15 protein-coding genes and 1 tRNA gene are annotated in these 13958 nt (G+C 72.6%); 6 read left to right on the top strand and 10 right to left on the bottom strand.

Annotation, left to right across the window (positions count from 1 at the left end):
* Positions 1-2: 2 nt before the first annotated feature.
* The gene (locus COO58_RS24595) at positions 3-1673 is read right to left on the bottom strand and encodes a DUF885 domain-containing protein (RefSeq protein ID WP_098747453.1); all 1671 of its coding nucleotides are present in this window, start codon (positions 1671-1673) and stop codon (positions 3-5) included.
* A gap of 74 nt (positions 1674-1747) precedes the next feature.
* Positions 1748-2371, bottom strand: a complete 624-nt coding sequence (locus COO58_RS24590; protein ID WP_218012420.1) for a Uma2 family endonuclease — start codon at positions 2369-2371, stop codon at positions 1748-1750.
* 90 nt (positions 2372-2461) lie between these two features.
* Between COO58_RS24590 and COO58_RS24585 the strand changes: the two genes are divergently transcribed.
* A complete protein-coding gene (locus COO58_RS24585) occupies positions 2462-3439 on the top strand; it encodes a DMT family transporter (protein ID WP_176558963.1) in 978 nt (325 codons plus the stop codon).
* Between the two features lie 4 nt (positions 3440-3443).
* On the opposite strand, the gene COO58_RS24580 is transcribed toward COO58_RS24585, so the two are convergent.
* Entirely contained in the window at positions 3444-4514 is a 1071-nt protein-coding gene (locus tag COO58_RS24580) for a PHP domain-containing protein (protein ID WP_098747450.1), read from the bottom strand.
* 58 nt (positions 4515-4572) lie between these two features.
* The gene (locus tag COO58_RS24575) at positions 4573-5199 is read right to left on the bottom strand and encodes a M23 family metallopeptidase (protein ID WP_369700221.1); all 627 of its coding nucleotides are present in this window, start codon (positions 5197-5199) and stop codon (positions 4573-4575) included.
* 334 nt (positions 5200-5533) lie between these two features.
* Here COO58_RS24575 and COO58_RS24570 point away from each other — a divergent pair, with 334 nt between their 5' ends.
* From COO58_RS24570 to COO58_RS24560, 4 genes are all read left to right on the top strand, one after another.
* Entirely contained in the window at positions 5534-5830 is a 297-nt protein-coding gene (locus tag COO58_RS24570) for a hypothetical protein (protein ID WP_091576827.1), read from the top strand.
* A 72-nt stretch (positions 5831-5902) separates the two neighbouring features.
* A complete protein-coding gene (locus COO58_RS30375; protein ID WP_172967891.1) occupies positions 5903-6073 on the top strand; it encodes a hypothetical protein in 171 nt (56 codons plus the stop codon).
* Between the two features lie 121 nt (positions 6074-6194).
* Positions 6195-6719, top strand: a complete 525-nt coding sequence (locus tag COO58_RS24565; RefSeq protein WP_091568366.1) for a tRNA adenosine deaminase-associated protein — start codon at positions 6195-6197, stop codon at positions 6717-6719.
* The gene (locus tag COO58_RS24560) at positions 6709-7317 is read left to right on the top strand and encodes a nucleoside deaminase (RefSeq protein WP_098747448.1); all 609 of its coding nucleotides are present in this window, start codon (positions 6709-6711) and stop codon (positions 7315-7317) included. Before COO58_RS24565 ends, COO58_RS24560 begins: the two co-directional genes overlap by 11 nt.
* Positions 7318-7416: 99 nt before the next feature.
* Here the strand turns inward: COO58_RS24560 and deoD are convergent, their stop codons facing one another.
* Positions 7417-8124 (bottom strand): purine-nucleoside phosphorylase, encoded by a 708-nt coding sequence (deoD, locus tag COO58_RS24555; RefSeq protein WP_091568373.1) that lies wholly within the window; start codon positions 8122-8124, stop codon positions 7417-7419.
* A gap of 75 nt (positions 8125-8199) precedes the next feature.
* Here deoD and COO58_RS24550 point away from each other — a divergent pair.
* Positions 8200-8286: transfer RNA gene (locus COO58_RS24550), tRNA-Ser, on the top strand.
* A 69-nt stretch (positions 8287-8355) separates the two neighbouring features.
* Here COO58_RS24550 and COO58_RS24545 read toward each other — a convergent pair.
* From COO58_RS24545 to COO58_RS24525, 5 genes are all read right to left on the bottom strand, one after another.
* Positions 8356-10842 carry a hypothetical protein gene (locus tag COO58_RS24545; protein ID WP_098747447.1) on the bottom strand — a complete coding sequence of 829 codons (2487 nt, stop codon included), beginning with the start codon at positions 10840-10842 and terminating at the stop codon, positions 8356-8358.
* Between the two features lie 116 nt (positions 10843-10958).
* The gene (locus COO58_RS24540) at positions 10959-11480 is read right to left on the bottom strand and encodes a hypothetical protein (RefSeq protein WP_098747446.1); all 522 of its coding nucleotides are present in this window, start codon (positions 11478-11480) and stop codon (positions 10959-10961) included.
* On the bottom strand, positions 11477-12091 hold the full coding sequence (locus COO58_RS24535) for a hypothetical protein (protein ID WP_098747444.1): 615 nt from the start codon (positions 12089-12091) through the stop codon (positions 11477-11479). The genes COO58_RS24540 and COO58_RS24535 overlap by 4 nt, the downstream gene beginning before the upstream one ends.
* A gap of 52 nt (positions 12092-12143) precedes the next feature.
* Positions 12144-12656, bottom strand: a complete 513-nt coding sequence (locus COO58_RS24530) for an NUDIX hydrolase (RefSeq protein WP_098747564.1) — start codon at positions 12654-12656, stop codon at positions 12144-12146.
* Between the two features lie 21 nt (positions 12657-12677).
* Positions 12678-13757: a DNA-binding protein gene (locus COO58_RS24525; RefSeq protein WP_255292763.1), complete on the bottom strand. Its 1080-nt coding sequence runs from the start codon at positions 13755-13757 to the stop codon at positions 12678-12680.
* Positions 13758-13958: the final 201 nt, after the last annotated feature.

The following is a 13958-nucleotide window of genomic DNA, read 5'->3' as shown; positions in this document are numbered from 1 at the left end:
GCTCAGAGCCGGGCCAGCGCCCGGCGCAGCGGGTCGAGCCCCAGCGCCCCCAGGTCGAGCGCCTGGCGGTGGAACTCCTTCAGGTCGAAGTCGGCGCCCTTGCGGGCCTTGGCATCCTCCCGCGCCTGCAACCAGATCCGCTCGCCCACCTTGTACGAGGGCGCCTGCCCCGGCCAGCCCAGGTAGCGGTTCAGCTCGAAACGCAGGTTCTCGTCCGGCACCCGGCAGTGCGCCCGCATGAACTCCCAGCCCAGCTCCGGCGTCCAGCGCTCGCCCGGGTGGAAGCCGAACGGGTTGTCCGCCGGGATCTCCAGCTCCAGGTGCATGCCGATGTCGACGATGACCCGGGCCGCGCGCAGCGCCTGCCCGTCGAGCATGCCGAGCCGGTCGCCCGGGTCGACCAGATAGCCCAGCTCGTCCATCAGGCGCTCGGCGTAGAGCGCCCAACCCTCACCGTGCCCGGAGACCCAGCAGAGCAGCCGCTGCCAGCGGTTGAGCAGGTCGGCCCGGACGGCCGTCTGGGCGACCTGGAGGTGGTGGCCGGGCACGCCCTCGTGGTAGACGGTCGTCACCTCGCGCCAGGTCGAGAAGTCGGTGATGCCCTGCGGCACCGCCCACCACATCCGCCCCGGCCGGGAGAAGTCCTCGCTCGGGCCGGTGTAGTAGATGGCGCCGTCGCTCGTCGGCGCCAACCGGCACTCGATCCGGCGGACCTGCTCCGGGATGTCGAAGTGGGTGCCGTTCAGCTCGGTGATCGCCTTGTCCGCGAGCGCCTGCATCCAGTCGCGGAACGCCTCCTTGCCGCGCACGGTCCGCGCCGGGTCGGCGTCGAGCGCGGCGACGGCCTCGTCGACCGTGGCGCCCGGACCGGCGATCTGCCCGGCCACGATCCGCATGTCGGCCTCCAGACGGGCCAGCTCCGCGAACCCCCAGGCGTACGTCTCGTCCAGGTCGACCTTGGCGCCGAGGAAGTACTGCGAGGCCAGTTCGTAGCGCTCCCGGCCGGCGGCCTGCTTCTCCCGCCCCACCGGGGCCAGCTCGGTGCGGAGGAACTGACCGAACTCGGCGGTGGCCGCGGTCGCGGCGGCGGCGCCCTTGCGCAGCTCCGCGCCGAGCGTGCCGTCCGCGTCGAGCCGCTCGACCAGGCCGTGGAAGAAGTTGTCGCCCTCCGGGTCCACCCAGACGTCGCACTGCTTGGCCACCTCGACGAGCTGCACCCGCGAACTGACCCGGCCGTCGGCGGCGGCCTCGCGCAGCGTGCGCTTGTAGCCCTCCAGCGCCGACGCGAAGCGGTTGAGCCGGGTGGCCACGTTGGCCTTCGCCTCCTCGCCGTCGGTCGGCATCAGGTCGAAGACCATCCGGATCTCGTGCAGCCCGCTCTCGATGACGCTGATCTCGCTGGTGGTCTCCCCGGCGTCGTGCCGGGCGAGCTCCAGGCCGAGGCGTTCCTGCATCGCCTCCTTGGCGGTCCGCTCCGCCTCGGTCTCCGGCTCGGTCACGTCGAGCTGGCCCAGCGTGCGCCGGACCAGGTCCGCCCGGGCCGCGTAGCCGTCCGGCGAGAGGTCGTCGAGCTGGTCGTCGTAGCCGGCGATGCCGACGTAGGTGGCGCCGGTCGGGCTCAGCGGAGCCCACTCGGCCACGTACCGGTTGGCGAGGTCATCGATTCGTCCCACGGGCGAACCCTACGTGACCGGGCCACCCCGGTGTCGACAGTGTTTGCCGTGTTCGCCGGCACCGACCCGACGGCTCAGGGCAGCAACTCGACCGGATCGAAGTCGATCGTGAAGGGTGCGTCCAGCTTGAGTCGTTGGCCGCTGACCGCCTGCGCCGTGCTGACGTAGCCGCCGTCGCGGAGGGTGAGGAACTCGACGCCGACGTGACGGATCTGGCGGACGACCTGCACCCGCATGAAGTACGGGACGCCGGCCTCGGCGCAGCGGCGGGGCTTGTCCACGAAGTCCTGACGGCGGCTGCCGGGCGACACGAACTCGACCGCCATGGTGCACAGCCGCACCGGGATCCAGCGATCATCCTGGTCGGTCTCGGGCAACGCGTGCAGGACGGTGAGATCGGGCTGGATCCAGCGGTCCGGGCTGAAGGTCAGGTTCACCTGGCCGAAGACGTAGTAGCCGGCTTCCTTCGCCGCGGGCTTGAGCAGATGCAGCAGCTCGCCCTCGGCATAGCTGTTGGTGCCGGTCTCGGCGGGGGTCATGACCAGCCTTCCGTCGATGCACTCGTAGCGCGCGTTCGGCAGCTCGCGCAGCGGGAGGTAACGGTCGGCGAGCTCGGTGGTCCACATCCCGTCGAAGTCGACGAGCGGATCGAACGGCGTGGGCATGGCCATCGACGTCTCACCTCCTCGGCTGGTCAACGCCTCCACTGTAAGGCGGTTGCTGTGGCGGTCGACACGGCGTCTGAATTTCGCGCGACATCGTCGTACCCCAGGGGCAGAGTGTCAGGGGTGACAGTCGAGACCACTCCTGACCGCGCGCCGCTGCGGAGCTGGCTGCCCGGGTTCGTCGCGCTCGCCGCCATCTGGGGCTCCAGCTTCCTCTTCATCAAGGTGGGGGTGACCGAGCTGCACCCCGTGCAGCTCACCCTCTTCCGGGTCGCCACCGGCGCGGTCACGCTTCTGGTGGTGCTGGCCGTGCTGCGCGACCGGCTGCCCCGCGAGCCCCGGGTCTGGGCGCACATGCTGGTGGTCGCCGCGTTCGGCGTCGCGCTGCCGTTCACCCTCTTCGGCTTCGGCGAGCAGCGGGTCGAGTCGATGCTGGCCGGCATCTGGAACGCCACCACGCCGCTGATCGTGCTGCCGCTGGCCGTGCTGGTGTTCCGCACCGAGCGGCTGACCGCGCGGCGGGCCGTGGGGCTGGGGCTGGGCTTCGTCGGCGTGCTGGTGGTGCTCGGCGTCTGGGAGGGCGTGGGCGGTGCCCACTTCACCGGCCAGCTCATGTGCTTCGGGGCGGCGGCCTGCTACGGCCTGGCGATCCCGTACCAGAAGAAGTTCATCGCGGGCAGCGCGCACTCCGGGCTGTCGCTGTCGGCGGCGCAACTGCTCGTGGCCACCGCGCAGCTCGCGCTGGTCGCGCCGCTGGTGGCGGGCGCGCCCCCGATGCCGACCGACCTGTCGCCGCGGGTGGTGGCCAGCGTGCTCGCGCTCGGCGCGCTCGGCACCGGGCTGGCCTTCGTGATCAACATGCGCAACATCCGGCTGGCCGGGGCGAGCACGGCGTCCACGGTGACCTACCTGATCCCGGTGTTCGCGGTGCTGGTCGGCGCGGTGGTGCTCGGCGAGCGGATGAACTGGCACCAGCCGGTCGGCGCGCTGGTGGTGCTCGTCGGGGTGGCGGTCGCGCAGGGCCTGTTCGGCAGGCGTGCACGCCGGCCGGAGCCGGTGGCCCCCGCGGCGCGCACGGTCGAGCCGGCCGCCCGGGGCTGACCGCTCAGCCCCGGCCCGCCGTCCACTTCACCAGGCGGTCGGCCGTCCACGTGTTGACCACCCGGTCCGCCGGTACGCCGCAACGCGCCGCCCGCTCGCAGCCGAAGCGCTGCCAGTCGAGCTGACCGGGCGCGTGCGCGTCGGTGTTGATCGCGAACCGGCAGCCGGCCTCCAGCGCCCGGCGGATCAACCGCTTCGGCGGGTCCTGCCGTTCCGGCCGGGAGTTGATCTCGACGGCGACGTCGTGCTCGGCGCAGGCGGCGAAGACGGCGTCCGGGTCGAACTCGCTCTCCTTGCGGGTGCGGGCCCGGTGGCCCCGGTCGCCCGGCCCGGTCACGCCCGCCGGCCGGGACGAGACCATCCGGCCGGTGCAGTGGCCGAGGATGTCCAGGTGCGGGTTGCCGATCGCCGCCAGCATCCGGCGGGTCATCCGCGCCCGGTCGTCGCTCAGGCCGCTGTGCACCGAGCCGACCACCACGTCCAGCCGGGCGAGCAGCTCGTCGTCCTGGTCCAGCGAGCCGTCGGCGAGGATGTCGACCTCGATGCCGGTGAGGATGCGGAAGCCCTTCGGCAGCGCATCGTTCACGGCGGCCACGTGGTCGAGCTGCCGGCGCAGCCGGTCGGCGGTGAGACCCCGGGCCACCTTGAGCCGGGGCGAGTGGTCGGTGAGCACCACGTACTCGTGCCCCAGCTCGACCGCCGCCAGCGCCATCTCCTCGATCGGCGAGCCGCCGTCGGACCAGTCGGAGTGGGTGTGGCAGTCGCCGCGCAACGCGTCCCGCAGCCGCGCCGCCTCCTCGTCCAGGTCGGTGCCATCGATGGCGACCAGCCGGCGCAGGTAGACGGGTTCCTCGCCGGCCAGCGACTCGACGACACAGCGGGCGGTCACGTCGCCGACGCCGGCCAGCTCGGTCAACTTGCCGGTGCGGGCCCGCTCCGCCACCTCCCCGGCGGGCAGCGCGCCGAGCGCCGCGGCCGCCGACCGGAACGCCCGGACCCGGTAGGTGGCCTCGTTCGCCCGCTCCAGCAGGAATGCGATCCGGCGCAGGTCGGCGATGGGGTCCCGGGCAGTCATGCCCTGGAACCTACGCGCTCGCGCCGCCCGCCGGGTGGCCCCGCACCGCGCGTCGGGGTCAGCCGCCGGCGGTCGACCGGCCGGGCGACGTCGGGCAGCCGTGCTTGCGCTGCCAGGCGGTGACCTCGGCGACCGGCGACCGGTTGCCGCCCTTACGCCACGAGTTCAGGTAGGGCGCCGGCCAGACCACACCCCGCCGGATCCACCAGTCGTTCGCGCCGGTGCACTTCGGCGACAGCCCGAAGTGCAGGTGGCAGACGTTGTTGGCGTTGCCGGTGCGGCCCACCTTGCCGAGCTGCTGGCCGGCGCGCACGCGTACGCCGGCGTCGACGCCGGCCGTGATCGCGCTCAGGTGGGAGCCGTAGTAGCGCACCCCGTCGTCGCCGAGCAGCGACACCGAGAGTCCGCCGTTGTTCGGCCCGAGCGGCCCGCGGTTGTCGAACCGGTCCACCCGGCTGACCTCCAGGACCACGCCGTCGGTGACCGCCACGACCGGCTCGCCGCAGTCGGCGAAGAGGTCGGTGCCCGGATAGCCGCCGTGCGTCGGGTGGTAGTCGACGTTGCCGGCCCGGACCGGGAAGACCCGCCGCACGTCGGTGCGGGTCGGCGTCGGGGCGGCGGAGGAGGCGGCCGGCGGGGTCGGGCGGGGACTCGCCGGCTCGGCCGGCTGCGCGGCGGTCACCATCGGGCTCGGGTCCCGCCAGGCGTCGGCGGGCGCGGCGGGGCGGTCGCACCCGGCGGCCAGCGCCGCCACGAGCAGCAGGACCGGGTACGCCGGACGCGCGCGGCGTCCGATCGATGGCGAGCGCATCCGATCATCCTGGCAGACCACTACCGTGGGGACGAACGCCGAGAGCCGGCCGCATCGATCGGTTACTGTGCGTGATTGTTGAGCTGGTTCACCCGGGAAGGGGGCAGCGGTGACGAACGGGTGGTACGGCGTATCCGACGGGCCCGGTCCGGGGGTGGCGCACCCGCCGCCGCGTACGCCGTCGGGGCTCTTCCCGTCCGGCGGGCCGATGCGGCCCAGCTACCGCGAACCGCACCCGGTCACCGGCGGCGGCGTCGCGGTGGGCGCGGTGGCCGCGTTCGCCTGGCTGCTGCTGTTCGGGCTGGTCGGCCGCGATGTGCCCGGCTACGCGTGGTGGACGCTGTTCGCCGGCGGGGTGGCCTGGGCGGCCGCCGCGGCGCTGGTCCGCCACGGCGACCGGGGGGTGGCGACCGGGGTGGCCATCGTCACCGCGGGCGGCTGGAGCATCGCCGCCGCGGTCGTCGCGGTGCGGTGGGCGCAGTCCGGCGACTGGCCGCTCTGGTGACCTTGGGTGCCGGTTTCGCTGCGTAGCGAAGACCATCTTGACGAACGCGTGGTGACGGTTCACGCTCGCGGTATGGCCTGGACCACACCGCCGCGGCTCGACCCCGAGCGGAGCCGCCGTCGCCTGCAACTCCTCGCCGAGTTGGCCGGTGCCCGTGCGGTACAGCAGCGCGAACGGCCGCAGCGGGCGCGCACCGAGCGGCTGCGCCAGCTGATCGCCACCCGTCGGCGCGTCGCCGGCTGAACCACTTTCTCCAGGAACGGCCGGCCCCTTACGGGGCGTTGACCGGTCGCCCGCCGACCCGACCGGTTAACGTGCATCGCGTGACGTGTCGGCGTGCTGCCGAGGCCAATTTGGGGGGACCGTGTCGTACTTCGCTGCTGCCGTGGCGCGCGTCGACGGTGGCTGGACCGCCGGCGAGGTGAGCCTGCGGGGCGTCACCGACATCGAGGAGGTGGCCGACCGGCTGCGCGACGTCGAGCCGGACGCCGACCTCTCCCTGCTCTTCGTCGAGGCGGACGACACGTACCTGGTGATCCTGCGCCTGGACGAGGGGGAGGACCTGCGGGTCTTCGGCTCCGACTCGGCCTACGCGGAGGAGTCCCGGCTGGGCGCGCTGCTGGTGGGCGACCTGAAGACCTCGGTCACCGGGCTGGAGGACGTCGACGAGCCGCGCCCGACCGGCGGCGACGAGGACAGCGAGCAGCCGGCCGTGGACCCGGAGGCCGACCCGGTGGGCGACGCAGACCTCCTCGCCGACCTGGGCATCCCGGCGCAGAAGCTGCTCGCGCTCTGCGCCCACGAGGGTTCCATGCCGGCGGACGTCACCGCCGAGATCTGCCAGGTGCTCGGCTGCGCGGACGACGTCGAGGAGCTGCGTGAGGTCTGAGCCGGGAGAGTCGGTCACCCCCGGCGCGGCGGAACCGGTCGACGCCACCGATCCGGCGCTGGAGACGGTGGGACCGCCGGGCGCGGGGCCGGGTGCCGACGAGTGGCTGGCCGGGCTCGGCGAGCTGGGTCGCCGGCAGCGGCACGAGCTGTGGATGCGCCGGGCCCTGGAGGTCGCGGTGACCGGCCCGGACAGCGGCACCCCCGGCGAGGACGCCGACGACGTGCCGGTCGGTGCCGTGCTGTACGCCCCCGACGGCGCCGAGCTGGCGATCGGGCGCAACGAGCGGGAGCTGACCGGCGACCCGACGGCGCACGCCGAGGTGCTGGCGCTGCGCCGGGCCGCGCAGCGGCTGGGTCGCTGGCGGCTGGACGGCTGCACCCTGGTGGTGACGCTGGAGCCGTGCACCATGTGCGCCGGTGCGATCGCGCTGGCCCGGGTCTCGACGGTGGTGTTCGGGGCGTGGGAGCCGAAGACGGGTGCGGTGGGATCGCTCTGGGACGTGCTGCGCGACCGCCGCGTCACGCACCGCCCCGAGGTGTACGGGGGCGTGCTGGAGACGGAGAGCGCGGCGGTGCTGCGCGCGTTCTTCCGCTGAACCCGCCCGCCGCGCCGCGCCGGCGTCGGTCGTGGCGCGGCGCGGACGACGACCGCCCCGGCACCGGGCGGTGACGGGGCGGTCGGCGGAACGGATCGGTCAGGCGATGATGGTGTCGAGGGCGATCTCGACCATCTGGCCGAAGGTCTGCTCACGCTCCTGCGACGTGGTCTTCTCGCCGGTCTTGATGTGGTCGCTGACGGTCAGGATGGTCAGCGCGCGGGCCTTGAAGCGGGCGGCGATCGTGTAGAGCGCCGCGGACTCCATCTCCACCGCCAGCACGCCGTAGTCGGCGAGCGTGTCGTAGAGGTCCGGCCGGTCGGTGTAGAAGGCGTCCGCGGCCAGGATCGGCCCGACCCGCATGCTGATGCCGCGCCGCTCGGCCACCTCGACCGAGGTACGCAGCAGCCCGAAGTCGGCCACCGGGGCGTAGTCGATCAGCCCGTCGAAACGCATCCGGTTCATGTTCGAGTCGGTGGACGAGCCGATCGCCGCCACCACGTCGCGCAGCGCCAGGTCCTCGGTCAGGGCCCCGCAGGACCCGACCCGGATCAGCGACTTCACGCCGTACTCGTTGACCAGTTCATGGGCGTAGATGGAGGCGGACGGCATGCCCATGCCGGAACCCTGGACGGAGACGTCGACGCCGTTCCACCGCCCGGTGAAGCCCAGCATGCCGCGCACCGTCGTGTAGCAGCGGGCCTCCTCGAGGTAGGTCTCCGCGATCCACTTGGCCCGCAGCGGGTCGCCCGGCATCAGGACCCGCTCGGCGATCTCTCCCGGCTCAGCGCCGATGTGCGTACTCATGGCAAAGATCCTGCCAGGCCGGCCGGAGGGATACCGGTTCGGCGTCCAGACCGGTGGTCCTGTACCCTCGTCGGCGGTGGCGTGTCCGAGTGGCCTAAGGAGCACGCCTCGAAAGCGTGTGAGGGTTTACGCCCTCCGCGGGTTCAAATCCCGCCGCCACCGCTCGTGAAATGCGAGAACGCCCGGTCGATCCGTGAGGATCGACCGGGCGTTTCCCGTTCCGGTTGCCGGTCAGCTCGCCGGCGTGCTCGCGTCCCGGTGGGTGAGCTGGTAGGTGGCGTCGACCGCGTCCGCCTCCAGGACCACCGTGACCGGGCCGGCGGGCAGCGTGCAGGAGATCGTCCGCTCGACGGCGTAGCCGCTCGGCCCGCAGTAGCGCCGGCCGGCCGAGTCGAAGACCGACAGGCGCGCGTCACCGGTCCCGCCGGTGCGCTTCCAGGTGATCGACTCCGTGGCCGCGCGGGCGTCGGCCGGGATCGACAGGCACACCCCGAACCGGTCCGCACCCGTGGTCACCGTGGCGCCCGTCGCGCCGGCCGGCAGCTCCGGGCAGGCCGGCGGGCCGTCGGTGCGGGCGAACGCGAGGGCGTACGGCCCGTCCGCGACGCCGTCGCGCGAGGTGAGCACAGCGAGGAACGGCGCCTCGCCGGTCAGTTCGCAGTGATACTGGCGCAGCCCGAAGGACGAGTCGCACATGAACGCCCCGGTGGAGTCGATCACCGTCACGTCGGGTGAGCCGGCTCCGGTGGCGTCGCCCGGAAGCAGTTCGGTGATCACGGCGCCGGAGGGACTGCTCAACTGAAGGCAGTCGAACTGCGCGGGAGTGGCGAGCTGCCCCCGCACCGGCGCGTCCTGCCAACCGGTGTCGGACACCGGCCGGCAGTCCGACGGCATCCACGGCAACACCGCGAGGTGGTAGCGCAGGCCGTCGTCGATCACCGCGTCGGGCGCGCCGCCGCCGAGCACCAGGGTGTACCGCCCGGCGGCGGGAACCCTGCACCACATGTCCGTGCACACCTTGTGCCCGGTTTCGTCGTAGACGGTCCCGTACTGCCGGTAGTTGTCCTCGCCGACCGCCTTGACCCGGAAGGTGCCCTCGGGCAGGTCCAGGACGCGGCAGCGGATGCCGCCGAGCGCGCCGGCCGGCGCGGCGTTGTACGCCCCGGGCGTGACCGTCGGGCAACCGCTCGCGTCGCTGAGGTCGCGGATCTGCAGTCGGTAGGTCAGGTCGGTGTCCTCCGGCTCCCACCACACGAGATAGGAGACGACCCGGAAGGTGCCGGTCGACGGCAGGAGGCAGCCGTCCTCCTCCGACCACTCGGTGCACAGCACGGCACCCTGGTCGTCGATGATCCAGGAGAAGACGTCGTTGAAGCGGTCGGGGGTCCGGTACACCATGATCCGTTCGCCGGCCTCGCCGTGGAACGGCTGGCAGTTGGTCTGCACGGCCGAGGTCTGGTGCACGGTCAGGGACGGCTGCTCCCAGGCGAGTCCGGTCGGATCGGCGCAGCCTACGCCCTGGTTCAGTCGCGCCACCGCCATTCGGTAGGCGACCGGCTCCCAGTTCGAGTTCCGTAGCAGCAGCGTGTAAGGGCCCACGGCCGACGTCGTGCAGGCACGCCAGGACTCGTATTCCGAGCACACCACCTGGCCGGCGTCGTCGTACACCTGCCAGTAGAGGTGCTGGTTCGCGTACTGGTCGATCCGGACGAGCAGCGGGCCCGGGGTGGTGACCCGCAGCTTCTGGCAGCCGACTCCCTGGTTCGGCGGCACGGTGCCGTTGCCGACCGCTGAGCCCGGGTCACCGAAGGTGGTCAGGGGCAGGGCCGGGCAGCCGACCGACCGCGAGATCCGCGGCATCTTCAGGGTGTAGGCGGCCTTGGCGCCGTAGGTCTCCTCCAGGAAGAGCCGGTACGGCCCGGGCTCGCCGAGCGTGCACTCGGTGGGGTAGCGCACCGTGCAGATGGGCTGGAACTGCCCGTCCAGGATGGTGCCCTGGATGTCCTCGGCGCCGCCCGGGTCGGCCAGGTGCAGGACCGTGCCGGTGGGCTGCGTGAACGTGAAGCAGCGGGCGGCCAGGCCGGCGGGCAGTGTGCCGCTGCGTCCGGCCGACGCGAAGGAGAAGAAGCTCTCGGAGAGCGTGGCGCAGGTGGAGGGCGCGCGCATCGACTCCGCCGACAGCGAGTAGGCGCCCTGGCCGGTGCCGTAGTCGAGCTCCACCGTGATCGTGTAGGTGCCCGCCGCGCCGAGCCGGCAGTCGTTCAGGTACGGGCCGACGAAACAGGCGTGGGCGCCGTCGGGTCCGTGGACCTGCCCGCCGACACCGTCGCCTGAGACATGTCGGAGCCGGACGAACAGGGTGTCCTGGTCGACCGTCGAGGTGACCGTCCAGGTGTGCTTCGCGGCGCCGGTGATCGACGCGCAGTTCTTCACCTTGCCCAGCGGGAGCTGCCCACCGCAGGTGGCGGCCGTGCTGGCGACCGCCGCAGACTTCGCGGAGGTCGGGGCGGGAGCCGCCGGGGCGGGAGCCGTCGGGGCGGTGGATGCCGCCGCCGACGGCACGGCCGCCGGACGCGGCTGCTCGGTCGTCGTCGGTCGCGGCGAGGGATCGGTGGTCGGGGCGGCGGTGGCGGGGCCGGCCAGCAGGCCCGCCGCGGCGGCGCCCAGGGCGGCTACGGCGGACCACCTCGCCAGCTGCCTCCACCATGGATCGGACATGGTTGTACGCACGGTTCACTCCCCCGTAGAAGCCGCGCGATCTGCGCGAGCGAGGAGATGATTCCACGGTGGTCGATGGCGGACAATCGTCTTGTCAGGCCGCCGCGACGGGTCGATCAGCAGGGGCCGTAGCCCTCGTCGAAGAGGCGGCGGGCCCAGTCCGCGTACCCGGCGATGATCTTTCGCACCGTGACGCCGTCGTGCAGGAACAGGTACGCGCGATCGCCGTCGCGGGCGAGCAGCCCGGCGAAGCGGTGACTGCCGGGCGGCGCCGGCAGCGCGGTGGCGCCGGGGTACGCGGACCGGACGTCGGCGACCGGTGTGCCGGCGCTGATCCCCTCCGGTGTGCTCATCGGGTCGTCGAGCCAGAGCAGGACGAGCCGGTCGTCGACGAAGATCGGGCTGGCCGAGCCGAGCCCGGTCAGCGTGGGCCCGCAGGCCTCCTCGTCGGTGTGCAGCAGACCGCGCCGGGTGAGGTCCGCCTCGGTGTCGCCGAACTCCGCGTTGCGTAGGCCGTCGAGGCTGACCACCTCGGCGGCCCCGACCGGCCGCGCCGGCCACTGTGGATGGACACCGCTGCCGGCGATGGACGCGGCAGCGGTCAGCGCGGCAATAAAGCCGAATTGTCGTATTTTCATGCAATCCCCCAGTCCACAACGGGACCGGGGCGTCGAGGTTGCTGGTGCGGGTCGGATTGGCGCAGTTCCCACTCGTCGGCCAGCTCGTCCCAGTAGTCGGCGGACAGCCCACGCCGGCCGTGCGCCAGCCAGCCCTCGGTGTCGCGCTCCAGGTGCAGGCCAAGCTCGGCGAACGGATCGATCCACGCGCCCGGCTCGGCGCCCAGCCGGGCCAGCGCCGTGTTGATCGGCCACTCGGCGCGCGGCCGGTCCAGCGCCTGGTCGTAGCGCGGCCCCCAGCTCACGTCGCCGCCCAGCCAGACCACCGCGGACTGGTGACCGAGCCCGCCGGCGAACTCCGCCTCCAGGTAGGCCACCGGCCCGTTGTCCGACCAGCCGGCCAGCAGCTCCGCCAGCGCAGGCGAGAGGACCAGTCGGAACGGGCGTTCGGCGCACGGGTCGTCGGCGGCGAAGTCCGGCAGTCGGCCGGTCAGCTCCTCGACCAGCTGCGGAGTGACCGGCAGCAGCGCGAAGTCCTGGCGGAGCGCGGCGAGCACCGCGTGGTCCAGGTCGGCGGTCCGCTCGCGGAGCAGCTCGACGTCGGCGACCACGGCGCTGAGCTGATAGCTCATCCGATCCCCTCGGCATCCACAGCCTGTGGATAGAACATGTGTACGACGGTGGTCAGAGTGTGCCACCGGTCAGATATCTCGGACGTCCGTCGCTGAGCGCGTCCGCCGCGTGACGCAACCGCTGCCAAACGTACGGGCGAAGCAGCCTCCGCGCATCCTCGAACGGGACGAACCGGGCCTCGTTGAGTTCGTCGTCCGCCGGTCGGGGCAGCTCCGGGGAGGGCAGGACGCCCCCGTCGAAGACGAACATCAGGCTGTCGTCCCACGGGCCGTGCGGTGCCACCCAGTCCACCACCAGCATCGGGCCGATGCGTAACGCCAGCCCCAGTTCCTCCCGGAGTTCCCGCGCCGCGGTGACGTGTGGTGGCTCGTTCGCCTCGGCCATTCCGCCCGGCAGATCCCAGTCCGGCTTGTAGCGGGGGTCGACCAGCAGGACCTCGCCCCGCTCGTTGCGCAGCAGCACGTCGACGCCGACCCGCTTCCGGGGTTGCCTGGCGTTGCCCTCGGCCAGGTGAGCCTGCCAGGCTGCCGGATCTCGCTCGTACAGGGGGCGATCGTCGACCATGACGCCCATTGTCGGCGGTGTTCATCCCGATGGCAGTGGCAGCGTCAACCAACTCCGTTCCCGGAACGTGTCCCGCAGCCGATCCAGGAGCTGCGGCACATCCGGGCATTGGCCGGCGTGCGACCGCAGCAACAGGGCGAGATGCCGGAGCTGGCCGAGAACGACGGCGGAGGCGAGCCCCTGGGTGAGGTCGATGGTCCGGTGGGTGAGGTCGCATGCCTCCTCGACCCTGGCCTGTGCCATCAGGGCGGTGACCAGCAGAGTACGAGCGAGCGCCTGACTACGTACCCGGGTGGTCGGTTCGTCCCCGACGATGCCGACGAGGGTGCGAAGAGCGGCTGTCACATCGCCGAGGCGAAGCAGGCACCGGGCCGTCTCTATGTCGAGTGAGGTGCGGTCGTACGGGCTCAGCCAGGGGGTGGGGGAATTCGTCGCGTCTCCGAGAGCGGCTTCCGCCAGCCGGAGGGAGGAGTGACAGTCCGCGGAACGGCCCGACGCTGCGAACCCGCGTGCCCGGAGGGCGAACAGTCGGGCGCGAACCGGGCCGGCGGCCTCCTCGTCGGTGACGACGCCGAGTCCGTCCACCGCGTGGGAGACGGCCGCCTCCGCGTTCCCGTCGTGACTCGCCAGGTGGCTCAGGCTGCCGTGTACCTGACCGATGAGGAGCCCGTCCTTGCTGTCGGCGGCGAGCGCCAGAGCGTCCCGGAAGTGCCGGCGACCGGTGGCCGAGTCTCCCGAGTCGTGCGCCATCCAACCGGCCATCTCGTGCAGCGACGCCGCCGCCGTCAGCATCTCTCGCGGAGAGTTCGGTGACCGCCTCGCCGGTCCGGAGAAGGCGGCGAGGTGGGTCAGGGCGGCGCCGTAGAGGTTCTTCCCGCCGATCTGCCGGTCCGCCGACCGGAGCGCGCGGATCAGGTTGAGGCCGGCTTCCCCGTCGACGGGTGATACAGCGCGCTCCGAGGACGGAAGGTCGAACCACAGGCGGTGCGCGGGGATCCGCAACACCCGAGCCCAGTGCACGAGCCGGTCGAGGTGCACCATCGGCGGTCCGTTCTCGACGCGGCTGAGTTGTGCCTGCGTGATCCCGAACCAGCCGGCCACCGTGGCTTGGGGAAGCGGCTGCCGTCCGTGATAGGGATGGTGGCGGTAGGCCCGGATTGCATGACCGAGATGGCGCTCGGCCAGCGCTCGCCGGAGTGGCTCGTGGGACCAGAACGCGGCCGGAACATCAGGTGAGGCGACGATCCGGTTCCGCTCCGCACGTTGGCACGGGGCGCAACGTCCGGAGTTGTTGTCCGTCGC

The organism is Micromonospora sp. WMMA1996, from assembly GCF_002573675.1.
GTDB lineage: Bacteria > Actinomycetota > Actinomycetes > Mycobacteriales > Micromonosporaceae > Micromonospora > Micromonospora sediminicola.
Note: the sequence above shows the minus strand (reverse complement) of the source record. Positions and strands in the feature narration are given on the sequence as shown.